Below are 22,307 nucleotides of genomic sequence, written 5' to 3'. Positions count from 1 at the left end.
CGCCTCCGCTAATTATGATTAACGACCAGCAAAATAAGCGCTAAGCTTATTTTCCAGCTCATTGATATCGATGATGTTGTTGATAACCACCAGCTGACTGTCCGGCAGGCTTGCGCTGGCGGCAATGTCTTTCGCCATCACAAATACATCAGCCGCTCCCGGTGTGGCGGAGGATAAATCAGAGTGCTCAACTTCCGCTTCAATATTGAGTTTTTTAAGCACCTTTTTAATATTCATTTCGACCATAAAGCTACTGCCCAGGCCGGAACCGCAGATTGCCATTATCTTCATCGTGTTTACCTTATATTTTTTGTAGAGTACGAGCGCATCGCATTTTTCAATGCAACGTAAAAAACCATGGTGTTAAATTAAAAAACTAGAATCGATTAATTATTTTTTGTATTTCCTCCAGGTTATTGGCCTGATGCAGTAATGCCATATCTTCGTCGCTGGAAAATAGCTCGGCGAGCGCGGAAATCATTTCAATGTGGCTGTGACTGTCGGGTGCCGCCAGCATAATAATAACGTCTACCGGATCGTTGCCTTCGGAATGAAAGCTGACGCCCTGCTTCAGCTTTAACAGAGACAGCCCAAGCCCGGTGGCGCCTTCTTCCGGCCGCGCATGCGGCATCGCCAGGCCCGGCGCCAGCACATAATAAGGCCCCAGCTTTTGATGCTGTTGCATGATGGCCGTCAGGTAATGTGGGGCAATAATTCCCGCATCCAGCAGCGGCTGGGCGCTAATTTCCAGCGCCTGCTGCCAGCTAGCGGCGTTGTCGTGAAGCTGGATAGTCCCCTGATGCAGCCATTGGTTAAGCACGATACCCTCTCGAAATCGACGTTGATGATGGGCAAACTTTATTCAACGGTCTCGGGTTTAACTGTGACTAGCATCACAAAGATAGCGCTACCAATAACTATCACTCGGTTTTGTGATAGCGCTATCAAAATGCAATCATTGTGTTAAATCGCATTAAGACACACGATTTCAGGCGTATACTTGAGCGATATTTCCCCTTCATTTTCAGGGGCCAACGTCAGCCTGGCGTTTTTCAGGTACGAGAATCAGGAATCACAATGTCCATAACCCGAAAGCGGCGTAGTACCGGTAAGGTGACGCTTGCAGATGTGGCTCAGCTCGCGGGAGTCGGTACCATGACCGTCTCGCGAGCGTTAAGAACGCCGGAGCAGGTTTCCGATAAATTACGCGAAAAAATCGAAGCGGCCGTTTCCGAACTGGGTTACATGCCAAACCTTGCGGCAAGCGCGTTGGCGTCAGCCTCTTCGTACACCATTGCGATGGTCGTACCAAGCCTGGCCGAATCAGGCTGCAACGAAATGTTTGCCGGCCTCCAGCAGGTGCTGCAGCCGGCGGGATATCAGATAGTGCTTGCGGAGTCTCAGCATCGGCTGGAGCAGGAGGAAAAGCTGCTGGAAACGCTGCTCGCCTCCAATATCGCGGCGGCGATTTTACTCAGCGTTGAGCACAGTGACACGGTGCGCGGCTGGCTCAGACATGCCAGTATTCCTGTTCTGGAGATAGGTGCCACGCGCGCCGACCCGCTGGACATGAACATCGGCATTGATAACGTCGCGGCAATGTTTGAACTGACGGAAATGCTTATCCACCGTGGCTATCAGAACATCGGCCTGCTGTGCGCCAACCAGGAGCAGTGGATTTTCCAGCAGCACCTTCAGGGTTGGTACAAAGCGATGCTGCGCCACCATATGTCGCCTAACCGGGTGATCAACGCCGCTGCGCCACCGAGCTTTTCCACCGGGGCCGCACAGCTACCCGAGTTTTTGCTGGCCTGGCCGGAGCTGGATGCGCTGGTGTGCGTGTCAGATGAGCTGGCCTGCGGCGCGCTGTACGAATGCCAGCGTCGACGCATCAAAGTCCCTGACGACTTAGCCATCGTCGGGTTTGGTGACAGCGACGTAAGCCGCGTGTGTCAGCCTGCGCTAACAACCATCGCGGTACCGCATCGTAAAATTGGGATTGAGGCAGGACGGGCGCTGCTGGCGAGGATAAACGAAGAAGAGTGGAATCGCAGCCCGACTATCGCGTCTTCGCTATGTATGCGGGACAGCTGCTGATTTCCCCTCACCCTGGTCCCCTCCTTACTTGAAGAGGATCGGGGTGAGGGTAAACAATTACTCGCTCTGTTCGCTTTGAGACTCATTTTTGGCGTTGCGGGTCATCCACAGCGCCAGCGCCTTCAGCGAATCAGGGGTAAATTCGTCGCAGCGCGCGGTGATTTCTTCCGGCGACATCCAGCTGACTTCGCTGACTTCTTCTTCCTGCAGCGCGAAAGGCCCGTGAGAAACACAGCTAAAGAGCCCGCCCCACACGCGGCAGCTGTTGTCTTCGAAGTAGAACTGACCGTGTTCGGCAAAAGGTACGCCTGCAATACCGAGTTCCTCTTCCGCCTCACGGCGAGCAGACTCCAGCATTTGTTCATCCGCCTGCACGACTCCGCCCGCGGTGGCATCCAGCATGCCCGGCATGAAGTCTTTGATTTCGGTACGACGCTGTACCAGAATTTTGCCCATACCGTCGTGAACCACAATATAGGTCGCGCGATGACGCAGCCGCTGCGCGCGCATTTGCTCGCGGCTAGCCTGTGCGATGACCTCATTGTCTTCATTAACAATATCTACCCATTCCGTGCCGACAAAATGACTCTGTTCCACCATCGGGGAAACCTTATTCAGGGGCGCTCTTACGGCGCGTTATTGGATTAACCTGTCAACGTTACGGGGTAATGCTCACCTGTGCAATAACCCCATTACTCTCCAGCGTGCGAACGGTCAGAACGCCATCATCAAGCATCCCGTAACTGGCCTCAAAACCGCCCTTCGGTATGCTGACAGAGCCTGGATTAAACAAATAGATCTGTTCGTGCTTTTCTGCAACCGGAAGATGCGTATGGCCGAAAATCAGAACATCGCCAGCGGCCAAAGGCGGCAGGTTATCCGGATGATAGAGATGCCCGTGGGTGAGAAATAGCCTCTGCCGGGCCAGCAAAACCTGCTGCCAGGGCGCGGTGATGGGAAACTGAAGCAGCATCTGATCAACTTCGCTGTCGCAATTTCCACGTACCGCAATAATTTTATCGGCGACGCCGTTAAGGCATTGCGCTACCGCCGGGGGATTGTAGCCTTCAGGCAGCGCGTTACGCGGGCCGTGGTTCAGTATATCGCCCAATATCACCAGCCATTTCGCTTCGCTTTGCGCAAAGCGTTCCAGCACTTTTTCCGTGGCGGGTAACGAACCGTGAAGGTCCGAGGCAAACATTAGCTTCATTTATCCCTGGCTCCTGTAATGATAATCAGCCAATGATATCGAATTATCAGCCCGCCATCAGCCTGCGTTTTTCACCGACAGCGCCAGCCAAAGCTGTACCGAAGCGCGCTGCCACTGGAAGCTGGCATACTCTTTCAGCCGTTCCGGCACGTCATCCCCATTCAAAATCAGGCGGTTGAGCATCAATGCCAAATCGGTATCGGCAATCGACCACTCGCCGAATAAATTCTGCTGCCCCTCTGGAAGCAAGCGCTCTGCGGTCGCGATCAGTTTCTCCGCTGCCTGCTGACCGGCTGAACTCAGCGCGGGTTTCTTCTTACCGGCGAAAACCACGTCCGTAGAACGTTCTTCCCGGATCGGCATCAGGTCGCTGCGCAGCCACGCCTGAACCTGGCGCGCGCGGGCACGTTTTTCGATGTCATGAGGATAAATACGCTCCCACGTCGGCGGGGAAAAACGTTCCTCCAGATACTCATCAATAGCGGAGGATTCGCTGAGCACAAAATCCCCAACGGCCAGCACGGGCACGCGACGAGTGAGATCGAAGCCCTTCCAGCCCGGTTTCAAATTCTGACCGCTGGCGAGATCAACAGTTTGCAGCGAAAAGGCGAGCCCCTTCTCCTTCAGCGCAACAAAAACTGAAAACGCATACGGGCTAAAATAGTGGCTATCGGTCCACAACGTCATGGCAGGCTGGCTCATCATATCCTCATTTATTCGCGCGTCAGGTTATTGAACATAGAGCGAAAAAACCGTTTTGTCATCCGCTTAAAACGCACCATTCCGGTGCGGCATGAGCAAAAATGCCTATACTCAAAACGTTTGTTAAAAATGTGCTAACCCCTGGAGTGACCATGATCGATCTTTATTATGCGCCTACCCCAAACGGCCATAAAATCACCCTTTTTCTCGAAGAAGCTGGCCTGGATTACAAAATCCACCGTATCGATATCGGCAAAGGCGACCAGTTCCGCCCGGCTTTCCTGGCTATCTCACCGAATAACAAAATTCCTGCCATCGTCGATAATAAGCCTGCCGACGGCGGCGAGCCTCTGAGCCTCTTTGAGTCCGGCGAAATCCTGCTTTACCTGGCCGATAAAACCGGGCTGCTCCTCAGCAAAGAACTGCGCGTCCGCCACGCCACGCTGCAGTGGCTGTTTTGGCAAGTTGGCGGCTTTGGGCCTATGCTGGGCCAAAACCACCATTTCAACCATTTTGCCCCTCAGCCCGTGCCGTATGCCATAGAGCGCTATCAGGTCGAAACCCAGCGCCTTTATGGCGTACTCAACAAACAACTTGAGAAAGCCCCGTGGCTTGGTGGCCACGATTACAGCATAGCGGACATCGCGGCCTGGCCGTGGGTGGTGTCTCATGAACGCCAGCGCGTTGACCTGGCCAATTTCCCGGCGGTCAGAAACTGGTTTGAACGGATACGAACCCGACCTGCCACCGTGAAGGCTTATCAGCAGGCAGAGAAGGCGTAATCCCCGGTTCAGGTTTTTTCCCGCGCTGGTGTATCCTGTGGCGGGAAAAGACTTATAAGGAACCTGCAATGTCATCCATGCAACCAGACGCCATTATTCGCATTAAAAATCTGCGCCTGCGTACCTTTATTGGCATCAAAGAAGAAGAGATTGCCAACCGACAGGACATCGTGATTAACGTCGCGCTCCACTATCCTGCCGGCAAAGCAAGGGCCAGCGAGAACATCAACGATGCGCTGAACTACCGCACCGTGACCAAAGAGATAATTCAGCTGGTCGAGAATAACCGCTTCTCGCTGCTGGAAAAATTAACTCAGGATGTGCTGAATATCGCATGTGCTCATCCCTGGGTGACATATGCTGAAGTGGAGATCGATAAACTTCACGCGCTCCGCTACGCCGACTCGGTATCCATGACCCTGAGCTGGCGGCGATAAGCGCTTTCTGGTGGGAGGTACGTATGGAGATCCTGATTACCGGCGGCAGCGGATTAATTGGCCGCCACCTGATATCTCGCCTGCTTGAGCTTAACCATCAGGTGTCGGTCGTTACCCGCTCGCCGGAAAAGGCCAGCAAGCGGCTGGACAAGCGCGTGGCGCTGCTCAAAGGGCTCGACGGCTTACAAAATCTCGACGCCTTTGACGCAGTCATAAACCTGGCCGGTGAACCGATCGCCGATAAACGCTGGAGCGAGGAACAAAAACAGCTTCTGTGCCAGAGCCGCTGGCAAATTACCGAGCGGCTGGTCGAACTGTTTAAGGCCAGCCAGCAGCCCCCCAAAGCGTTTATTTCCGGCTCCGCCACCGGCTACTATGGCGACCTCGGCGAAGTGGTCGTCACCGAAGATGAACCGCCCCACAACGAATTCACCCACAAGCTTTGCGCCCGCTGGGAGCAAATTGCCTGCGGCGCGCAAAGTGAAAAGACGCGAGTTTGCCTGTTACGCACCGGCGTTGTATTAGCCCCTAAAGGCGGCATTCTGGCCAAAATGCTGCCGCTGTTCCGGCTCGGGCTGGGCGGCCCCATCGGCAATGGCCGCCAGTATCTGGCATGGATCCACATCGACGATATGGTGAACGGCATTCTCTGGCTACTGGATAACGACCTGCGCGGGCCGTTTAATATGGTTTCCCCTTACCCGGTGCGCAACGAACAGTTTTCTCACGCCCTGGGCCACGCGCTCAAACGCCCGGCCATTCTTCGCGCCCCGGCCACGGCGATTCGTCTGCTGATGGGGGAATCCTCTGTTTTAGTGCTCGGCGGGCAGCGGGCGCTACCTAAACGTCTGGAAGAGTCAGGCTTTGGCTTCCGCTGGTTCGACTTAGACGAAGCGCTGGGTGATGTGATTCGCTAACAGCAAAAAGCCGGGCTTATCCCCGGCTTTTCATTTTACGGCTCTACAGGACTCATTTCCCCTGAGCTGGTTTTGTTTTTTTCTCGCTTCGGCTGCGGGACTTTGATAATAAACGTCAGTACGCCCGCAAACAGATACAGCCCGGTATACGCCCAGACCACGCCCACAATGTCGAAGAACGGCAGGATCAGCGAGGCAATAGCCGGTGCCACAAAGTTGCTCATCCCCGCGGACAGGTTATAGATGGAGATGGCCGCTCCGCGATGGTGTGGCTCCAGCGTTGGAAATACCGCCGTCATCGGCACAAACGCCGCGACAAAGGTGCCAAGCATCACAGCCGGGATCAGCGCGACCCAGAAGTTATGCCCCACCCACACCGGCAGGTAATAAAACGTCAGGCTGGAAATCGCCATGCCTAAACAGCCGAACCAGCGCACCTGGCGGATCCAACCGATGTACTCCCCCATAATTCCCCAAAAGATATTGGTGAAAATGGTGACAAAGAAGAACACCGCCCAAATCTGTAGCCACTCAGAAATCGTGAAGCCGAGACGATCAACAAACAGCAGCGGCATCACTATCGCGAAGCCAAACAGAGACAGCGTGTTGATAATGCGGATCAGGCAGGCATAAAACACGTCACGGTTGCTGAACAGGATGGTCACCGCCCGCGACATCTCCGTCATTTTCTCGCGCAGCGGCAGATGAATCCGCGAGCGGTCAACCGGCACATTACGCAGGCTGAAGAAGGCGATAAGCCCGCCGCCCGTTACCCAGGCAATGGCCATCCACAGCGTGCCCGTTTCGCCAAATGCCGGGATAGTCAGGCTTGGCAGATAGCTCCCCACCACGCCAATACCGATAGAGTACATAGCCCAGAACCAGCCGGTCGCCGCCGCCAGCCTCTCACGCGGTACCACCTGCACCAGCATCAACATGAAGGAGTAGATAAACAGCGGATAGGCCAGGCCGCGAATGCCGTAGAACAGCAGCATCAGCGGGTAGTTACGCATCCCCAGGCCGAGCGTCATAAACAATGCGTGCATCACTACCCAGGTCACAAAACCAATCAGCATCGCTTTTTGCGGGGTGATAAGCTCAGCCACTACACCGGAAGCCCAGGCCGCCAGGCCTGCCGCAAGACCATACAGGGTAAACACCATCGCCGATTGCGCGGGCGTAAAGCCCATGTCGGTAATGTGCTTAGACAAAAACGCCATCTCGAAACCATCGCCGCTCATAAAAATAGCGATGGCGATAAATCCCCACAGCAGATGTTTAGGTAAACCAAACCAGTAGTGTTTAGATTGCATAACACTCTTCCTCGTTCTCGGATACAGGGTTCCCGGCAGCGGAAAGGCCGCCGGGAGGGCGGTCAGGGCAGCAGCTTACGAGCGGCTTTTTGTTGTTGGTAAAGCAGGTGGAACACGGACAAACGCTGCTGCAGCACAGTCTGCAAGGCTTTGCGCGGCGTGAAGCGCAACTGAACGGGAGGCTTGCGGCAAACCACCTCTTCCACCCCACCATCGGCCAGCCAGCCAAGACGAGCTGCGCCGAGCGCGCCGGAAGAGCTGGCCGGATGCGTCACAATCGGCACATCCAGCACGTCGGCAATCAGCTGCGCCCAGATAGCGCTGCGCGCCCCTCCGCCGGTCAGGCTGCATTGGGTAATCTGGCTGCGGGACGTCTCCAGCACCGCCATGCCGTCCGCCAGGCCAAAGGTCACGCCCTCAATCACCGAATACCCCAGCAAGGCACGGCTGGTTTCATGGTTTAGCGCAAAGAAACTCCCCATGGCGTGAGCATCGTTGTGCGGCGTGCGCTCCCCTGACAGATAGGGCAGGAAAACAGGCGCATGCTTTTTCTGCTCGTCGCTCAGCCCGGCCATCTCCTCCATGAGCTGGCTTTCAGTGACCGACAGCAAATTGCACACCCAGCGCAGACAGCTGGCGGCGCTGAGCATCACGCTCATCTGGTGCCAGCGCTGGGGTAAAGCGTGGCAAAAGGCATGCACGCCGGACTCAGGCCGGGTTTGCAGCTCGTCGTTAACCACGAAGATAACGCCGGACGTGCCGAGCGAAATAAACGCGTCGCCGTTATTCACCGCGCCAACGCCTACTGCCGAGGTAGCGTTATCGCCCCCGCCGCCGGCGATTTTAACGCCGGAGCTAAGCCCCCACTCGGTCGCCAGAGCTGAACGTAAAACAGCGCTAACTTCGCTGCCCTCCACCAGCCTCGGCATCTGGCTGCGGGTTAGCCCGGTAGCCGCCAGCAGTTTGTCTGACCAGTCGCGCTTTGCCACGTCCAGCCACAGCGTTCCGGCGGCGTCTGACGGGTCAGAGACAAACTCACCGCTCAGCCGCCAGCGCAGGTAATCTTTCGGCAGCAGCACCTTATCCACGCGGGAAAAGATTTCCGGTTCATGCTCCGCCACCCAGCGAAGCTTCGGGGCGGTAAAGCCGGGCATCACCAGGTTGCCGCTGATGGTCAGAAATTGCGGATGTTCTTCGGTGAGTCGAGCGCATTCTTCTGCGCTACGCGTGTCGTTCCACAGAATGCAGGGGCGCAGCACTTCTCCCTGGCCGTCCAGCAGCACCGCGCCGTGCATCTGCCCGGACAGGCCAATAGCGCGGATCTGCGCCCAGGCATCTGGTATTTGCTGGCGCAGAGTAGAAACCACCTGCTGCGTCGCCTGCCACCAGGCTTCAGGATCCTGTTCAGCCCAGTGCGGATGCGGGCGCTGAACGGTTAGCGCCGCGTGAGCAGAGCCCAGGATTTCGCCCTGCCCGTCGATGAGCAAAGCCTTTAGTTCAGACGTGCCGATATCGATTCCGAGATACATAGCGCCTCCTTAAGCTGTCGCCAGCGGCTGCTGCACAGAGGCGATCCACGCTTCCAGCCGGGCGACCGTTCGCGCCATCAGCTCATGGAAAGCTGAGGAATGGGCGAGTTCGGCAAACAAGGTTTCATCGCTGACAAAGGCCTTGAGCGGCTCAGGAGAAGTGAATAAGGCGCGAATAGCGTCGTCCTGCATGACGCCGTCCTGGTACTGGTAAGGCAGCTGGCCCTGGGCCCAACGCTGCAGGAACAGGAAGAACAGCGCGGGCAGAACCGCCGTTGCCGCAGGTTCCTCACCTCGCTGGTAGCACTCAATCAACGTTGGCGTGATAAAACCGGGGATCTTGGACAGGCCGTCGGCCGCCACGCGCTGGTTGGTATCTTTGATATACGGATTGCTAAAGCGGGCCAGCACAACGTCACGATACCCGGCCAGATCCAGCGGGCTGGGCGACAGCGAAGGAATGACATCCTCCGTGACGTAGTCCCACGCCATCTGTTTAATCGGCTGCTGCACGGTGCTTTCATCGATGTAGCTAAGGCCGGTAAGCGTGCCGGCCCAGGCAATGCAGCTGTGGCTGGCGTTCAGAATGCGGATTTTTGCCTCTTCATACGGCAGCACGGATTTCACCATTTCGACACCAACGTTCTCTAACGCCGGACGGCCGTTAATAAAATCATCCTCAATAACCCACTGGATAAAGGACTCTCCCATCACCGGCACTTTGTCGTCGAACCCGGTAGCCGCTTTCACCCGCGGGGCAATATCCGCCGTAGGACGCGGCGTAATGCGGTCAACCATGGTGTTAGGCGAAACGGTATGGGTGGTCACCCAGTCGAACAGTGCGCGATCGCCCTTCATCTTCAGGAACGACAGGAAACCGTGGCGGAAGCGTTCGCCGTTGTGGCGCAGGTTATCGCAGTTAAGCAGCGTTACCGGCTCGCCGCCGTGGCTCATACGATGATGCAAAATGCGGCTCAGCGCGCCGTACAGCGTAGTAATGCCTCCGGCGAGATCGGCTTTGACATCCGCCTGATTAACGTCCAGCTCATGCTGCGGGGTGAGGTAGTACCCGGCTTCGGTCACGGTGAAGGCAATCACGCGGGTCGACGCTTTGGCGCCCTCTTCAACCAGGGCAGTAATCTCTTTATCCCACGGCAGTACTTTGCGGATAGAAGAGATCTTTTCGTAGGCACGCTCGCCTTCCGGGGTAACAGTTTCCAGCACATATTCGCCGTGCTGCGCCGCCAGCTGGCTCAGTAGGTCGCCGGCATCATTCCGGATGTTGCCCAGCGAAATACTCCAGCCGTCATCGCCCTGCTTGATCAGCTGATTGAGATACCACGCCTGATGGGCACGGTGGAAAGAACCTGCGCCAATATGCATCCATACCGATTTCGTCGTCATGATTCACCTCAAATTAAGCATTTGTCATTTTTAAGGGCATTTGCCCGTTTGTTATAGTCTAGTTGCGGCCAGCCCCGACTTTCTGAGATCAAACTCACATCGATAACATTTGCCCATAAAAATGACTTTTGCCCAATTACCAACGAAGCACGCGCGGGGTAGAATGCGCTGCAATAGAGCCATAAGGTGCCGCCATGAGCAGAGAAGAGAAAAAACAAGAACAAGCCGCGCGCGTCGCCTGGATGTATTACGTGGCGGGCATGACGCAGCAGGATATCGCCCGTGAGCTGGGGATTTCTCGCCAGGTCGCCCAGCGGCTGGTTTCTTCCGCACGCGAGCAGGGTATGGTGACGGTGAAAATCGCCCATCCGGTTGCCCGCTGCCTGAAGCTGGCGCAGCGGGTCCGGGAACGTTTCGGTCTGGAAATCTGCCGCGTGGTGCCCTCGGAAGGGCTGGACGATGAGGCCATCCAGCAGATGCTGGCGGTGGAAGGTGCCGAAGTGATGTCGCAGTTTATCGCCGACGAGCAGCCGCAGGTCTTCGGCATTGGCTCCGGCAAAACGCTGCGCTCAATCATCGACGTCCTGCCGTGGGTCGAACGCCCGCAGCACCACTGCGTGTCGATGATTGGGGCGATTGCGCGTGATGACTCGGGGACGCGCTATGACATGCCGCTCAAAATGGCGGAGAAAATGCAGGGTAAATACTTTTTCATCCCCGCCCCGCTGTATGCCGATAGCGAAGAAGACCGCGACATGTGGTGTCGCCACAAAGTGTACCAGCGCGTGACCGACCGGGCGCTGGCGGCCAACGTCGCGTTTCTCGGCGTTGGCGAGGTGGACATCGGCTGCCCGCTGAATGCCGAAGGATTTATTACCGATGAGCAGGTCAACATGCTGCACGGCCAGGGCGTTGCCGGTGAAATGCTGGGGCATTTCTTTAACCACGACGGCCAGCGCGTCTACAGCGAGCTGGATGCCCTGCTGACCAGCGTGCCGCTGCAAAGCGACAACCCGCGTAAGATCATCGCTTTTTCCGGCGGAGAGCGTAAGTTTGCTGCCATCAAGGCGGCATTGACCGGCCATTGGATGTCAGGCCTGGTGACGGATGAGAGTACGGCGGTGAGGTTGTTGGGCGAGGAGTGATGCATTCTTCACCCTCACCCCGACCCTCTCCCGGAGGGAGAGGGGGGAAATTATAAATGCCCTCTCCCTCCGGGAAGGGGGTAACCATTAAATCCCCTCTCCCTTTGGGAAGGGGGTAACCATTAAATCCCCTCTCCCTCTGGGAAGGGGGAAACCATTAAATCCCCTCTCCCTCTGGGAAGGGGGAAACCATTAAATCCCCTCTCCCTCTGGGAGAGGGTTAGGGTGAGGGATTACTTCAGCGATCCGGAAAGGAACTGCTGCAGGCGAGCGCTTTTCGGACTGCCGAACAGCTCGGCCGGCGGGCCTTCTTCTTCAATACGGCCCTGATGCAGGAAGATAACGTGGCTGGACACGTGACGGGCAAAGTCCATCTCGTGCGTCACGACGACCATCGTTTTCCCCTCTTCTGCCAGCTTTTGCATAATGCGCAGCACTTCCCCGACCAACTCAGGATCTAGCGCCGAAGTTGGCTCATCAAACAGCAGCACTTCCGGCTCCATCGCCAGCGCACGGGCGATAGAAACACGCTGCTGCTGGCCCCCGGACAGATGCACCGGGTATTTAACGTACTGGCGTTCGTCGATGCCGACTTTTGCCAGGTACTTAATCGCCCGCTCTTTCGATTCCTGCTTACTCAGCCCCAGCACCTGAATAGGCGCTTCCATCACGTTTTCCAGCACCGTCATGTGGCTCCACAGGTTAAAGTGCTGGAACACCATCGTCAGCCGGGTGCGCAGCAGGCGCAGCTGGTTTTTATCGGCCACTTTGAGCTGGCCGTCTTTATCCCGCACCAGATTGATGTTCTGGTTGCTGACGACAATCGTGCCTTCGCTCGGTTTTTCGAGAAAGTTAATGCAGCGCAAAAAGGTACTTTTGCCCGAGCCAGACGAACCGATGATGCTGATGACATCTCCGGCGTTAGCCTTCAGTGACACCCCTTTGAGCACTTCATGTTCGCCGTAGCGTTTGTGCAGATCCGTTACGTTTAATTTATTTTCAGCCATCAGAAGTCACTCAGTGCGAAGCGGGTTTAACGTGCTGCAGCCAGCGTTTTTCCGCTTTACGGAACAGGCTTATCAACACATAAGAGATAATCAAATACAGCACGGCCGCGATGCCAAACGCGGTAAACGGCTGGTAGGTTGCGGAGTTAATATCGCGGGCAATCTTGAGCAGATCCGGCACCGTGGCGGTAAACGCCAGCGCCGTGGAGTGCAGCATCAGGATCACTTCGTTGCTGTACGCCGGCAGCGCGATGCGCAGCGCCGAAGGCAGAATGATACAGCGATACATTTTCACTTTTGAAAAGCCGTAGGCGCGCGCCGCTTCAATGTCGCCATGAGGCACCGAGCGAATGGCTCCGGCAAAAATCTCCGTGGTATAAGCACAGGTGTTCAGCGTCAACGCCAGCACGGTACAGTTGAGGCCGCTGCGGAAGAAGGCATTCAGCAATTCAGTGCCTTTGACTATCTCCAGCGTGTACATCCCCGAGTAGAAAACCAGCAGCTGTACGTAGAGCGGCGTACCGCGAAAAATGTAGGTAAAGAGCCAGATCGGGAACGCGATAAATTTGTTACTGGAGACGCGCCCGATGGCGAGGAACAGCGCCAGAATCCCGCCCATCACCACCGACAAAATAAGCAGCCATAGCGTGATCGCCACGCCCGTAAAGCGGTAACCGTCGGTCCACAGCAGGGACTGCCAGTAATCGTGAATAATATCAATCATAGCTCCGCCCTCTTCACGCCAACGGAATAGCGACGTTCAAGCCAGAGCAGCACCCCGTTTGAAACCGTAGTAAAGACCAGATAGATAATCCCGGCGACAATGGCGAAGTAGAACGGCTGCCAGGTGCTTTTCCCGGCGAGCTGCGTGGCCTTCACCACATCTTCGAGGCCGAGCAGGGAAACCAGCGCGGTTGCCTTGAGAATAACCTGCCAGTTGTTACCGATCCCCGGCAGCGCGTAGCGCATCATGGCCGGGAACAGAATACGGCGGAAGGTTTGGGAGCCGGTAAAGCCAAACGCGGTTGCAGCTTCAATGTGGCCTTTTGGCACTGCCAGAAATGCGCCACGGAAGGTTTCGGTAAAATAAGCGCCGTAGATAAAGCCGAGGGTGATAATACCCGCCACCATCGGGTCGATATCAAACTGCGCCATGCCCAGCGCATCGGTAATGCTGTTGAGCAGCATCTGCAGCCCGTAGAAAATTAACAGCATCAGCACCAGGTCCGGCACCCCGCGAATCAGCGTGGTGTAGCCCTCAAACAGTAATGCGAGCGGACGATTTTTGGACAGTTTTGCGCCAGCACCGGCAAGCCCAATCAGCACGGAAAGGACAACCGAGGCGAGCGCCAGCTCAAGCGTAACCAGAGCCCCTTTAAAAATTACTTCAGAAAAGCCATACAACATGGTGCGTATCCTGTCGTCAGTGTTTGCTGCTGCTTAATGGGCCCCGTCTGACGCGGGGCCTTTATCACCGGTAAGGGTTATTCACCATACACATTAAAATCAAAGTACGGCTTCGCTAACTTCTCATACGTGCCGTCTTTACGCATCTCCGCAAAGGCCTTGTTCAGCGCCTCACGCAGCTCGTTATCTTCTTTACGCAGGCCCATGCCGGTGCCGACGCCAAACAGCTTGTCGTCTTTAATAGACGGGCCGCCGAACTGGTAATCTTTGCCGACAGGCTGTTTCAGGAAGCCTTCGCTGGCGGCCACTTCATCCTGGAATGCGGCGTCGATACGCCCGGCGGCCAGGTCAGCGTAAATCGAGTCCTGCCCCTGATAGGAAACAATCTCGATACCTTTTGGCGCCCAGTGTTCATTGCCGTAAGTTTCTTGCGTGGTGCCCTGCAGCACGCCCACGCGCTTGCCTTTCAGCGACTCAAGAGTTGGCTGAATAGGAGAACCTTTGGCTACCACCAGGCGAGAGTCAGCCGCGTACAGCTTGTCGGTGAACGCGATTTCCTGCTGGCGCTTCTCGGTGATAGACAGGGAAGACATGATGGCGTCGATCTTCTTCGCCTTCAGCGACGGGATCAGCGCATCTAATGGGTTTTCAACGAAGGTGCATTTGGTGTTAATGCGCTTACAGAGTTCTTTCGCCAGATCGATATCAAAACCGACCAGCTCGCCCTGAGCATTTTTAGATTCGAATGGTGCATAGGTTGGGTCAGTGCCGATCCGCAGGTTTTTCGGAATAGCGGCGAAGGCTGTGGTCACGCTGGAAAATGCCAGCACCAGAGAAAGAGACAAAACCAACTTTTTCATAATTATCCTCAATAGACTGTCCGTTACTTAAGGCTCACACCCACTACAAACAGGGAAAACTTACGCAACACGTTGCGAATACAACGTTTTCGCACCATAAAGGTGCAGCCGGAACGTGACTGCACCACTGCATAGTTATCCTGCCCGGTTAAGAATATATTCATAACCGGGCTACAGACTAAGGGATAAACTTATTCGCCGTAAACATTAAAGTCGAAGTACTTTTTCGCTAATTTGTCGTAAGTGCCGTCTTTGCGTATTTCGCCCAGCGCTTTGTCGAATGCGGCCTTCAGCTCAGTGTCATCTTTACGCAGGCCGATGCCTGTCCCGTCACCAAAGTACTTCTTGTCCTTCACGGAAGAGCCCGCAAAGGCATAGTCTTTCCCGGCAGGCTGCTTCAGGAAACCTTCGCTCCCGGCCACTTCGTCCTGGAATGCAGCATCCAGGCGCCCTGCAGCCAGGTCAGAGTAGATCAAATCCTGGTTGGCATAAGCCACCACATCAACCCCTTTCGGGCGCCATTCGGCGTTGCCGTAGGTCTCCTGGATAGAGCCCTGCAGCACCCCAACGTGCTTGCCTTTCAGCGATTCGAGCGTCGGCTGAATCGGAGAGCCTTTGGCCGCGATCAGGCGAGAGTCCGCCGCATACAGCTTGTCGGAGAAGAGGATTTCCTGCTGGCGTTTTTCGGTTATCGACAGCGATGAGATAATGGCGTCGATTTTCTTCGCTTTCAGCGACGGGATCAGGGAGTCAAAGTCGCTGCCAACCCACGTACACTTGGTCTGAATGCGTTTGCAAAGTTCGTTCCCCAAATCGATATCAAACCCAACAAAATCCCCCTTAGCATCTTTCGAGGAGAATGGCGCGTAGGTCGCGTCGGTACCAATACGGACGGTTTGCGGAATTGCTGCAAACACGCTGGCTGCGCTGGACAGGCCGAGCAGTAAAGACAGTGCAAGAACCGACTTCTTCATACGATACCCTCAAGTTTGGCTTTCTTATTTGTGATGTCTTGTTGTGTGGTAATGCCTTGGCAAACGAAGAGTTGCAGTTCTCATGCCACTTTTTCCTGCGTGGGAAAAAGCCGCTGATTTATGTTAATAAAACGTTGCAACTTCGCGCTAGTTTGAAAGATAGCAGTTCTGGGAAGCGGGACTAGAGGGGGAAGGGATTTTCGCGGATTAAATCTTCTAAAAGCGATCGGCGTTGCAGAATTGCCCCATTATGAGGCAATCATTTTGTGACGCACCGCATCAGTGCATTACTTGTGCTCGCCCCAGCGAACGAACAGGTCTTCAGGCAGCTCAAGATCAAACTGATCCAGCACCCGGTTCACCGTCTGGTCAACGATATCCTGCAGCGTTTGCGGCCGATGATAAAACGCGGGCACCGGCGGCATAATCACCGCGCCCAGCTCGGAGGCCTGAGTCATCAGCCTCAGGTGGCCAAGGTGCAGCGGCGTTTCACGAATGCAAAGCACCAGCGGGCGGCGCTCTTTCAACACCACGTCCGCTGCGCGGGTCAACAACCCGTCCGTATAGCTGTGTACGATGCCGGACAGCGTTTTAATCGAGCACGGCAGCACCGCCATGCCCATGGTCTTAAACGAGCCGGAGGAAATGCTGGCGGCAATATCACGAGCGTCATGCACGACGTCCGCCAGCGCCTGAACGTCGCGCAGCGAGTAATCGGTTTCCAGCGCCAGCGTCTGGCGAGCTGCGTTGCTCATTACCAGGTGGCTTTCTACCTCCGGCAACTGCTGCAGGATTTGCAGTAAACGCACCCCATAAATAGCGCCGCTGGCTCCGGAAATACCGACGATCAGTCGTTTCATTGAATTTGCCCATAGAGAATATCTGGGCTGACTTTGCCGCAAGATGAGGTGGGATGCAAGGCTGGCGGAACCGGGAGGGGAAGAACGAGCCTCTCCCCTTTGCAGGAGAGAGGCCAAGGCCGATTAGCCTTCGTTGTGCATCTCTAAGTTTTCCACTTCGTTCTGACGCGCCAGTGCCTGGGAGTCGTCGTTACGCAGGGATTCGAGATACTGCAGGTATTTGTGGTCAACGTCTTTTGTCACGTAGATGCCGTTGAACACCGAACATTCAAACTGGGTGATGTCCGGGTTTTCCACGCGCACCGCTTCGATAAGGTCGTCCAGGTCCTGGAAAATCAGGCCGTCAGCGCCGATTATCTGGCGAATTTCGTCCACTTCACGGCCGTGAGCAATCAGCTCGTTGGCGCTTGGCATGTCGATGCCATAGACGTTAGGGAAGCGAATTTCCGGTGCGGCTGAAGCCAGGTAAACCTTTTTGGCTCCGGCTTCACGCGCCATCTCGATAATCTGCTCGGACGTAGTCCCGCGCACGATGGAGTCATCCACCAGCAGCACGTTTTTATCACGGAACTCGGCGCGGTTGGCGTTCAGCTTACGGCGCACGGACTTACGGCGCAGCTGCTGGCCCGGCATGATAAACGTGCGGCCCACGTAGCGGTTTTTCACAAACCCCTGGCGGTACGGTTTATCCAGAATACGGGCAATTTCCAGCGCGATGTCACAGGAAGTTTCGGGAATAGGAATGACCACGTCGATATCCAGGTCTTCCCATTCGCGGGCAATCTTCTCGCCAAGCTTTTTCCCCATCTCAACGCGCGCGCTGTAAACGGAGATCTTGTCGATAAACGAGTCCGGACGAGCAAAATAGACGTACTCGAACAGGCACGGATTGCTGACCGGGTTATCGGCGCATTGACGAGTAAACAGCTGGCCTTTCTCGGTGATGTAGACCGCTTCGCCCGGCGCGATATCACGCAGGAACTCAAAGCCCAGGGTGTCCAGCGCCACGCTCTCGGAGGCCACCATGTATTCGGTGCGGCCGTCGCCCAGGTCACGCTTGCCGATAACCAGCGGGCGAATGCCGTTCGGATCGCGGAAGGCAACCATGCCGTGACCGATAATCATCGCTACGCAGGCATAAGCGCCGCGAATCTGGCGGTTAGTGGCGGCGATGGCGGCAAAAATGTTGTCGGCCTCCAGCGGATAATGGCGGAAGTTATCCAGCTCGCTGGCAAAGACATTCAGCAGGATTTCAGAATCAGAGGTGGTGTTAATGTGGCGGCGTTTTTCTTCAAACAGCTTTTTACGCAGCTCGTGGGCATTGGTCAGGTTACCGTTATGCGCCAGGGTTATCCCGTAAGGAGAGTTAACGTAGAAAGGCTGGGCTTCTGAAGCGCTGGAACTGCCTGCGGTTGGGTAACGCACGTGGCCGATGCCCATATTCCCCTGCAGACGCTGCATGTGGCGGGCTTCAAACACATCGCTCACCAGGCCATTCGCTTTACGCAGACGGAAGCAATTTAAAGCGTCGATGGTGACGATGCCTGCGGCATCCTGGCCACGGTGCTGAAGCACCGTTAACGCATCATAAATCGACTGGTTTACCGGCATGAAACCGGCGATACCGACAATACCGCACATGTTGTCTTTTCCTCATTAAGCCACACCCCCCGCTACGATTAGCGGGGCAAGAAACTTGACGAGCTTTGCAGATAGTCAAAGAACCATCTGATGATGAAACTGAATTGCGGGATAAGCTGCGACTTTTGCCAGTCATCGCTTTTTGAAAAACCGGTAAAGGTATCCAGGAAGAACAGAATGGCGGAGACGATCAGTACGCCACGCAAGGCGCCAAAGCAGATCCCCAACACCCTGTCTGTACCCGACAGGCCGGTTTTTTGCACCAGCGCGCTAATCACATAATTGACTATCGCACCGACAATCAGCGTCGCGATAAACAGCACCGCGATAGCTATCCCATTACGTACCAGTTCGTCTTCAAAGCCAGTGAACCAGACTGACAGATAAGTGTAGTAATGACTGGCGACAAAGAAAGCACATCCCCAGGTCACAAGCGATAACGCTTCCTTCACAAACCCACGTATTACGCTTACCAGACAAGAAAAACCGATAACCGCAATGATGGCGTAATCTATCCAGATCATGAAAAAATCTCGTGACAAATTGCCCTGACGTCCAGTTCGGGGCGAATTCTAACAGAAAAAGAAAACGTTTGCGTAGGGATTTCCTTCCCGCGCGTAAATAAATAATGGCGTTGAAAAAAGCATCAACGCCATTAAAAAAGTGCCAGTTTTCCCCTCACCTTTTAGAGGCGAAGTGACGGTATGGCGTCGTTTTTCCCCTCACCCTAACCCTCTCCCCAGAGGGGCGAGGGAACCGTTCGGTGTAATGGCCTTCCCCCTCTCCCCAGAGGGGCGAGGGAACCGTTCGGTGTAATGGCCTTCCCCCTCTCCCCAGAGGGCGAGGGAACCGTTCGGTGTAATGGCCTTCCCCCTCTCCCCAAAGGGCGAGGGAACCGTTCGGTGTAATGACTTTCCCCCTCTCCCTTCCAGGGAGAGGGCCGGGGTGAGGGTCACAAACCGCTACCGTGGCGAGTAGTTCATCACCACGCCGTTCAGGCCAGAAAGAGAATTCAGCTCGCCCAGCGAGGACTTCAGCTTATCTTTCGACGCGTCAGGCCCAACCAGAATACGGGTGATTTTCCCCTGCACAGGCGTTGTCGGTGAGGTATAAACCTTGAATCCGGCACCGCGCAGTTTACCAACAATTTCATTCACTTTGTCCGCATTTTTCAATGCGCCAAGCTGCACCACATACGCCTGTCCGGTCGGTGCTTTGTCGGCTGGTTTTTCCGTCTTCGCTGGCTGCTCGGTCTGGTTATCAACCACAGGTTTAGGCTGCGGTTTCTCCACCGGCTTCGGTTTTGGTTTTTCCTGCACCGGCTGTGGCTTAGGCTGCTCACGTGCCGCAGGCACTTCGTCAGCGCCCGCAGAACCTTCGTTTGGAATAGCGCCGTTATTCAGCCCCGGCGGCACGGCGGCCCCGGCTCTCACCTCTTCTGCGGCCCCTTCCGGTGGCTGCGAAGGCAGCGCCTGGGTGGCCGAAGGCAGCATATCAGGCTCGTCGCTGTCCCCTGGTTTTGGCACCAAAGGAATGGCTGCGAACTCGTCCTGATAATGTTTTTTCTGCCCGTCCAGCAGACCCGGCAGCACAATAACGCCCAGCGCGACCAGAATAATGGTTCCGACTAATCTGTTTTGAAACTTACTCGCCACCTGCTCTCCCCGCGTCCAGTACTTCCATTACATGGGCCACCGTGTGGAACGAGCCACACACCAGCACGGTATCATCAGCCGTCGCTTCTGCCATCGCCGCGTGCCAGGCGTCCGCTACGCTTGCAAACGTCCTGCCGTGACCAAGATGGGCGATCAGCTGCTCAGCGCTTGCGCCTCGTGGCCCCTCCAGCGGAGCACAATACCAGCTATCGACCTGAGGCGACAAACAGGCAAGCGTTCCGGCAATGTCTTTATCATGAAGCATACCCATCACCGCCAGCACGCGTCCCTGTTTTGGTAACGCCGCCAGGCGACCGGCAAGGTAAGCCGCCGCATGTGGATTATGGGCAACATCAAGAATAACGCGAGGCGCCTGAGAAACTATCTGGAAACGCCCAGGCAGCGTGGCATGCTCAATGCCATAACGTATCGCGTTTTCACTCACGTTAAGTTTACTTGCGCGCAAAGCGGCGAGTGCCGTAGCGGCATTTGGCTGTGGAACCAGCGGCAGCGGCAGATCGCATAGCTCGCCCTGAGCATCACGGAACGTCCAGCCCGTGGCGTTCACCTCGTAATCCCAGTCAACGCCGCGACGCAGCAGCAGCGCGCCCTTCTCCTGAGCAACATCGGCAATCGTATGCGGCATAGCCGGCTCGCCCACAACCGCCGGATTATCTCTGCGGAAGACACCGGCTTTTTCACGGCCAATACTCTCGCGATCCGGGCCAAGCCAGTCGGTGTGATCGAGCGCGATGCTGGTGACCACGGCCACATCAGAGTCCACGACGTTGGTGGCATCAAGACGGCCGCCGAGGCCCACTTCAAGAATAACCACGTCCACAGCCTGCTGCTTAAACAATAGCAACGCGGACAGCGTTCCGTATTCAAAATAGGTTAAGGAAATATCTCCGCGCGCGGCCTCTATTTCAGCAAAGGAGGCGGTATGCAGGGCTTCGGGTAATTCTTCACCCTGAATACGCACTCGCTCGGTGTAACGCACCAGGTGCGGCGAGCTGTAAACCCCTACGCGATAGCCGTCCGCCATAAGAGCGGTTTCAAGCGTGCGGCAGGTGGTGCCCTTCCCGTTAGTGCCGGCCACGGTAAACACCGTTGGCGCAGGTTTCAGCACGTCCAGCTTAAGCGCAACTTTGCTGACGCGCTCAAGGCCCATATCTATGGTGGAGGAGTGAAGGTTTTCAAGATAGCAAAGCCACGTGGCCAGGGGCGACGTGGCTTGAGGGATAAGATCTTTTTCCATGATGCCCACTTAACATGCACATAAAGAAAAAGGGCAGAACCTGCTGGCCTGCCCTTAGTTACGAATCAGGCCTCTTGACCCTGTTCCGGCGCCGGCGGAACCACAATCGGCTCACGCGGGGCTTCCGGGTTTGGTGCCGGCAGATTCATAAACTTCGCCAGGACGCTCGCCAGCTTCAGGCGCATTTCCGGGCGACGGACGATCATGTCGATCGCCCCTTTTTCAATCAGGAACTCACTGCGCTGGAAGCCCGGCGGCAGTTTTTCACGAACGGTTTGCTCGATAACGCGCGGGCCGGCAAAGCCGATCAGCGCCTTCGGCTCGGCGATGTTCAGGTCACCCAGCATTGCAAAGCTTGCAGAAACGCCGCCCATGGTTGGGTCAGTCAGCACGGAGATGTACGGCAGACCGCGCTCTTGCATTTTTGCCAGCGCTGCGCTGGTTTTCGCCATCTGCATCAACGACATCAGCGCTTCTTGCATACGCGCCCCGCCGGAAGCGGAGAAACACACCATCGGGCAATTGTCTTCCAGCGCCTGCTCAACGGCACGGACAAAACGCGCGCCGACCACAGACCCCATCGAACCGCCCATAAAGGCGAACTCAAAGGCCGCAGCAACGACAGGCATACCGTGCAGGGTGCCTTTCATGACAACCAGGGCGTCTTTTTCGCCGGTCTCTTTCTGCGCGCTAACCAGACGATCTTTGTATTTCTTGGAGTCACGGAACTTCAGCAAATCTTTTGGCTCAAGCTCGCTCCCCAATTCCACCATTGTGCCTTCATCTAACAGGCTATGCAGGCGATCGCGGGCCGACATACGCATGTGGTGATCGCACTTAGGGCAGACGCCAAGATTGCGTTCCAGCTCGGCGCGGTACAGGACCTGGCCGCAGCTGTCGCACTTGGTCCACACCCCTTCAGGGATGCTCGCCTTACGGGTGGGAGTGATATTGCTCTTATTGAGAATTCGTTCAATCCAGCTCATTGATGACCTTTCTGCTTGAACCTGGTCGATACCAGCTTTTCTGTGGCAGTTTTCCCTGCCCCAGACCATAAATGGTGCTCATTAAAACACAACGGCCCGCGACTTTGGATAAAAAAGTGGTCG

Annotated in this window: 24 protein-coding genes; 5 read left to right on the top strand and 19 right to left on the bottom strand. The window is 55.8% G+C overall.

Annotated elements, in window-relative coordinates; all coding sequences use genetic code 11:
* Window positions 1-18: 18 nt before the first annotated feature.
* Both JT31_RS19050 and JT31_RS19045 read right to left on the bottom strand, forming a co-directional pair.
* Window positions 19-291, bottom strand: coding sequence for a PTS sugar transporter subunit IIB (locus JT31_RS19050; protein WP_038480825.1), 273 nt, complete (start codon window positions 289-291; stop codon window positions 19-21).
* An 85-nt stretch (window positions 292-376) separates the two neighbouring features.
* On the bottom strand, window positions 377-820 hold the full coding sequence (locus JT31_RS19045; protein ID WP_038480822.1) for a PTS sugar transporter subunit IIA: 444 nt from the start codon (window positions 818-820) through the stop codon (window positions 377-379).
* Window positions 821-1,077: 257 nt separating this feature from the next.
* On the opposite strand from JT31_RS19045, the gene JT31_RS19040 reads away from it, so the two are divergent.
* The gene (locus JT31_RS19040) at window positions 1,078-2,097 is read left to right on the top strand and encodes a LacI family DNA-binding transcriptional regulator (protein ID WP_038480819.1); all 1,020 of its coding nucleotides are present in this window, start codon (window positions 1,078-1,080) and stop codon (window positions 2,095-2,097) included.
* Between the two features lie 57 nt (window positions 2,098-2,154).
* Here the strand turns inward: JT31_RS19040 and yfcD are convergent, their stop codons facing one another.
* From yfcD to yfcF, 3 genes are read right to left on the bottom strand one after another with little or no spacing between them, the layout of a single operon-like run.
* Window positions 2,155-2,697 carry an NUDIX hydrolase YfcD gene (gene yfcD / locus JT31_RS19035; protein WP_038480816.1) on the bottom strand — a complete coding sequence of 181 codons (543 nt, stop codon included), beginning with the start codon at window positions 2,695-2,697 and terminating at the stop codon, window positions 2,155-2,157.
* A 58-nt stretch (window positions 2,698-2,755) separates the two neighbouring features.
* Window positions 2,756-3,307, bottom strand: a complete 552-nt coding sequence (yfcE, locus tag JT31_RS19030) for a phosphodiesterase (RefSeq protein WP_038480813.1) — start codon at window positions 3,305-3,307, stop codon at window positions 2,756-2,758.
* A gap of 57 nt (window positions 3,308-3,364) precedes the next feature.
* Window positions 3,365-4,009, bottom strand: coding sequence for a glutathione transferase (yfcF, locus tag JT31_RS19025; protein WP_038480810.1), 645 nt, complete (start codon window positions 4,007-4,009; stop codon window positions 3,365-3,367).
* 152 nt (window positions 4,010-4,161) lie between these two features.
* Between yfcF and yfcG the strand changes: the two genes are divergently transcribed.
* The 3 genes from yfcG (at window position 4,162) to JT31_RS19010 (ending at window position 6,145) form a co-directional block, all read left to right on the top strand.
* Window positions 4,162-4,791 (top strand): GSH-dependent disulfide bond oxidoreductase, encoded by a 630-nt coding sequence (gene yfcG / locus JT31_RS19020; RefSeq protein WP_038480807.1) that lies wholly within the window; start codon window positions 4,162-4,164, stop codon window positions 4,789-4,791.
* A gap of 77 nt (window positions 4,792-4,868) precedes the next feature.
* Window positions 4,869-5,228 carry a dihydroneopterin triphosphate 2'-epimerase gene (gene folX / locus JT31_RS19015; RefSeq protein WP_176982330.1) on the top strand — a complete coding sequence of 120 codons (360 nt, stop codon included), beginning with the start codon at window positions 4,869-4,871 and terminating at the stop codon, window positions 5,226-5,228.
* A 23-nt stretch (window positions 5,229-5,251) separates the two neighbouring features.
* A complete protein-coding gene (locus tag JT31_RS19010; protein ID WP_038480801.1) occupies window positions 5,252-6,145 on the top strand; it encodes a TIGR01777 family oxidoreductase in 894 nt (297 codons plus the stop codon).
* A gap of 35 nt (window positions 6,146-6,180) precedes the next feature.
* Here JT31_RS19010 and JT31_RS19005 read toward each other — a convergent pair whose 3' ends face one another.
* The 3 genes from JT31_RS19005 to dalD all read right to left on the bottom strand — a co-directional run bounded on the left by JT31_RS19005 (window position 6,181) and on the right by dalD (window position 10,391).
* Window positions 6,181-7,458: an MFS transporter gene (locus JT31_RS19005; RefSeq protein ID WP_038480798.1), complete on the bottom strand. Its 1,278-nt coding sequence runs from the start codon at window positions 7,456-7,458 to the stop codon at window positions 6,181-6,183.
* Window positions 7,459-7,520: 62 nt separating this feature from the next.
* Window positions 7,521-8,987 (bottom strand): xylulokinase, encoded by a 1,467-nt coding sequence (gene xylB / locus JT31_RS19000; RefSeq protein ID WP_038480795.1) that lies wholly within the window; start codon window positions 8,985-8,987, stop codon window positions 7,521-7,523.
* Between the two features lie 9 nt (window positions 8,988-8,996).
* A complete protein-coding gene (dalD, locus tag JT31_RS18995) occupies window positions 8,997-10,391 on the bottom strand; it encodes a D-arabinitol 4-dehydrogenase (protein WP_038480792.1) in 1,395 nt (464 codons plus the stop codon).
* 194 nt (window positions 10,392-10,585) lie between these two features.
* On the opposite strand from dalD, the gene JT31_RS18990 reads away from it, so the two are divergent.
* Entirely contained in the window at window positions 10,586-11,536 is a 951-nt protein-coding gene (locus tag JT31_RS18990) for a sugar-binding transcriptional regulator (protein WP_038480789.1), read from the top strand.
* Between the two features lie 233 nt (window positions 11,537-11,769).
* On the opposite strand, the gene hisP is transcribed toward JT31_RS18990, so the two are convergent.
* From hisP to accD, 11 genes are all read right to left on the bottom strand, one after another.
* Complete coding sequence (hisP, locus tag JT31_RS18985; protein ID WP_038480786.1) at window positions 11,770-12,543, bottom strand: histidine ABC transporter ATP-binding protein HisP; 774 nt, start codon at window positions 12,541-12,543, stop codon at window positions 11,770-11,772.
* Window positions 12,544-12,553: 10 nt separating this feature from the next.
* Window positions 12,554-13,267, bottom strand: a complete 714-nt coding sequence (locus tag JT31_RS18980) for an ABC transporter permease (protein ID WP_038480783.1) — start codon at window positions 13,265-13,267, stop codon at window positions 12,554-12,556.
* Entirely contained in the window at window positions 13,264-13,950 is a 687-nt protein-coding gene (locus JT31_RS18975; RefSeq protein WP_038480779.1) for a histidine ABC transporter permease HisQ, read from the bottom strand. Before JT31_RS18975 ends, JT31_RS18980 begins: the two co-directional genes overlap by 4 nt.
* A 77-nt stretch (window positions 13,951-14,027) precedes the next feature.
* The gene (gene hisJ / locus JT31_RS18970; RefSeq protein ID WP_038480776.1) at window positions 14,028-14,810 is read right to left on the bottom strand and encodes a histidine ABC transporter substrate-binding protein HisJ; all 783 of its coding nucleotides are present in this window, start codon (window positions 14,808-14,810) and stop codon (window positions 14,028-14,030) included.
* 191 nt (window positions 14,811-15,001) lie between these two features.
* Window positions 15,002-15,784 (bottom strand): lysine/arginine/ornithine ABC transporter substrate-binding protein ArgT, encoded by a 783-nt coding sequence (argT, locus tag JT31_RS18965; protein WP_038480773.1) that lies wholly within the window; start codon window positions 15,782-15,784, stop codon window positions 15,002-15,004.
* Window positions 15,785-16,071: 287 nt separating this feature from the next.
* Window positions 16,072-16,644: a UbiX family flavin prenyltransferase gene (locus JT31_RS18960; RefSeq protein ID WP_038480770.1), complete on the bottom strand. Its 573-nt coding sequence runs from the start codon at window positions 16,642-16,644 to the stop codon at window positions 16,072-16,074.
* 123 nt (window positions 16,645-16,767) lie between these two features.
* Window positions 16,768-18,285 carry an amidophosphoribosyltransferase gene (purF, locus tag JT31_RS18955; RefSeq protein ID WP_038480767.1) on the bottom strand — a complete coding sequence of 506 codons (1,518 nt, stop codon included), beginning with the start codon at window positions 18,283-18,285 and terminating at the stop codon, window positions 16,768-16,770.
* A gap of 38 nt (window positions 18,286-18,323) precedes the next feature.
* Window positions 18,324-18,809, bottom strand: a complete 486-nt coding sequence (gene cvpA / locus JT31_RS18950; RefSeq protein ID WP_008459721.1) for a colicin V production protein — start codon at window positions 18,807-18,809, stop codon at window positions 18,324-18,326.
* A gap of 438 nt (window positions 18,810-19,247) precedes the next feature.
* Window positions 19,248-19,940 carry a cell division protein DedD gene (dedD, locus tag JT31_RS18945; protein ID WP_038480764.1) on the bottom strand — a complete coding sequence of 231 codons (693 nt, stop codon included), beginning with the start codon at window positions 19,938-19,940 and terminating at the stop codon, window positions 19,248-19,250.
* A complete protein-coding gene (gene folC / locus JT31_RS18940) occupies window positions 19,930-21,198 on the bottom strand; it encodes a bifunctional tetrahydrofolate synthase/dihydrofolate synthase (protein WP_038483318.1) in 1,269 nt (422 codons plus the stop codon). The genes dedD and folC overlap by 11 nt, the downstream gene beginning before the upstream one ends.
* A gap of 65 nt (window positions 21,199-21,263) precedes the next feature.
* Window positions 21,264-22,184, bottom strand: coding sequence for an acetyl-CoA carboxylase, carboxyltransferase subunit beta (gene accD / locus JT31_RS18935; RefSeq protein ID WP_038480761.1), 921 nt, complete (start codon window positions 22,182-22,184; stop codon window positions 21,264-21,266).
* Window positions 22,185-22,307: the final 123 nt, after the last annotated feature.

The sequence above is a fragment of the Cedecea neteri genome (assembly GCF_000757825.1).
Taxonomy (GTDB): Bacteria; Pseudomonadota; Gammaproteobacteria; order Enterobacterales; family Enterobacteriaceae; genus Cedecea; species Cedecea selenatireducens.
The sequence above is the reverse complement of the archived record's forward strand: the minus strand, read 5'-3'. Positions and strand labels throughout refer to the sequence as shown.

What these genes read in the sequence shown, in the direction of transcription:
- purF (WP_038480767.1), bottom strand. Translation starts at nt 18,285, where the DNA reads ATGTGCGGTATTGTCGGTATCGCCGGTTTCATGCCGGTAAACCAGTCG.
- argT (WP_038480773.1), bottom strand. Translation starts at nt 15,784, where the DNA reads ATGAAGAAGTCGGTTCTTGCACTGTCTTTACTGCTCGGCCTGTCCAGC.
- JT31_RS19005 (WP_038480798.1), bottom strand. Translation starts at nt 7,458, where the DNA reads ATGCAATCTAAACACTACTGGTTTGGTTTACCTAAACATCTGCTGTGG.
- JT31_RS19040 (WP_038480819.1), top strand. Translation starts at nt 1,078, where the DNA reads ATGTCCATAACCCGAAAGCGGCGTAGTACCGGTAAGGTGACGCTTGCA.
- JT31_RS18960 (WP_038480770.1), bottom strand. Translation starts at nt 16,644, where the DNA reads ATGAAACGACTGATCGTCGGTATTTCCGGAGCCAGCGGCGCTATTTAT.
- folC (WP_038483318.1), bottom strand. Translation starts at nt 21,198, where the DNA reads ATGGAAAAAGATCTTATCCCTCAAGCCACGTCGCCCCTGGCCACGTGG.
- folX (WP_176982330.1), top strand. Translation starts at nt 4,869, where the DNA reads ATGCAACCAGACGCCATTATTCGCATTAAAAATCTGCGCCTGCGTACC.
- hisJ (WP_038480776.1), bottom strand. Translation starts at nt 14,810, where the DNA reads ATGAAAAAGTTGGTTTTGTCTCTTTCTCTGGTGCTGGCATTTTCCAGC.
- JT31_RS18980 (WP_038480783.1), bottom strand. Translation starts at nt 13,267, where the DNA reads ATGATTGATATTATTCACGATTACTGGCAGTCCCTGCTGTGGACCGAC.
- xylB (WP_038480795.1), bottom strand. Translation starts at nt 8,987, where the DNA reads ATGTATCTCGGAATCGATATCGGCACGTCTGAACTAAAGGCTTTGCTC.
- JT31_RS18975 (WP_038480779.1), bottom strand. Translation starts at nt 13,950, where the DNA reads ATGTTGTATGGCTTTTCTGAAGTAATTTTTAAAGGGGCTCTGGTTACG.
- cvpA (WP_008459721.1), bottom strand. Translation starts at nt 18,809, where the DNA reads ATGATCTGGATAGATTACGCCATCATTGCGGTTATCGGTTTTTCTTGT.
- dalD (WP_038480792.1), bottom strand. Translation starts at nt 10,391, where the DNA reads ATGACGACGAAATCGGTATGGATGCATATTGGCGCAGGTTCTTTCCAC.
- JT31_RS18990 (WP_038480789.1), top strand. Translation starts at nt 10,586, where the DNA reads ATGAGCAGAGAAGAGAAAAAACAAGAACAAGCCGCGCGCGTCGCCTGG.
- JT31_RS19050 (WP_038480825.1), bottom strand. Translation starts at nt 291, where the DNA reads ATGAAGATAATGGCAATCTGCGGTTCCGGCCTGGGCAGTAGCTTTATG.
- JT31_RS19010 (WP_038480801.1), top strand. Translation starts at nt 5,252, where the DNA reads ATGGAGATCCTGATTACCGGCGGCAGCGGATTAATTGGCCGCCACCTG.
- accD (WP_038480761.1), bottom strand. Translation starts at nt 22,184, where the DNA reads ATGAGCTGGATTGAACGAATTCTCAATAAGAGCAATATCACTCCCACC.
- yfcD (WP_038480816.1), bottom strand. Translation starts at nt 2,697, where the DNA reads ATGGTGGAACAGAGTCATTTTGTCGGCACGGAATGGGTAGATATTGTT.
- yfcF (WP_038480810.1), bottom strand. Translation starts at nt 4,009, where the DNA reads ATGAGCCAGCCTGCCATGACGTTGTGGACCGATAGCCACTATTTTAGC.
- yfcG (WP_038480807.1), top strand. Translation starts at nt 4,162, where the DNA reads ATGATCGATCTTTATTATGCGCCTACCCCAAACGGCCATAAAATCACC.
- hisP (WP_038480786.1), bottom strand. Translation starts at nt 12,543, where the DNA reads ATGGCTGAAAATAAATTAAACGTAACGGATCTGCACAAACGCTACGGC.
- yfcE (WP_038480813.1), bottom strand. Translation starts at nt 3,307, where the DNA reads ATGAAGCTAATGTTTGCCTCGGACCTTCACGGTTCGTTACCCGCCACG.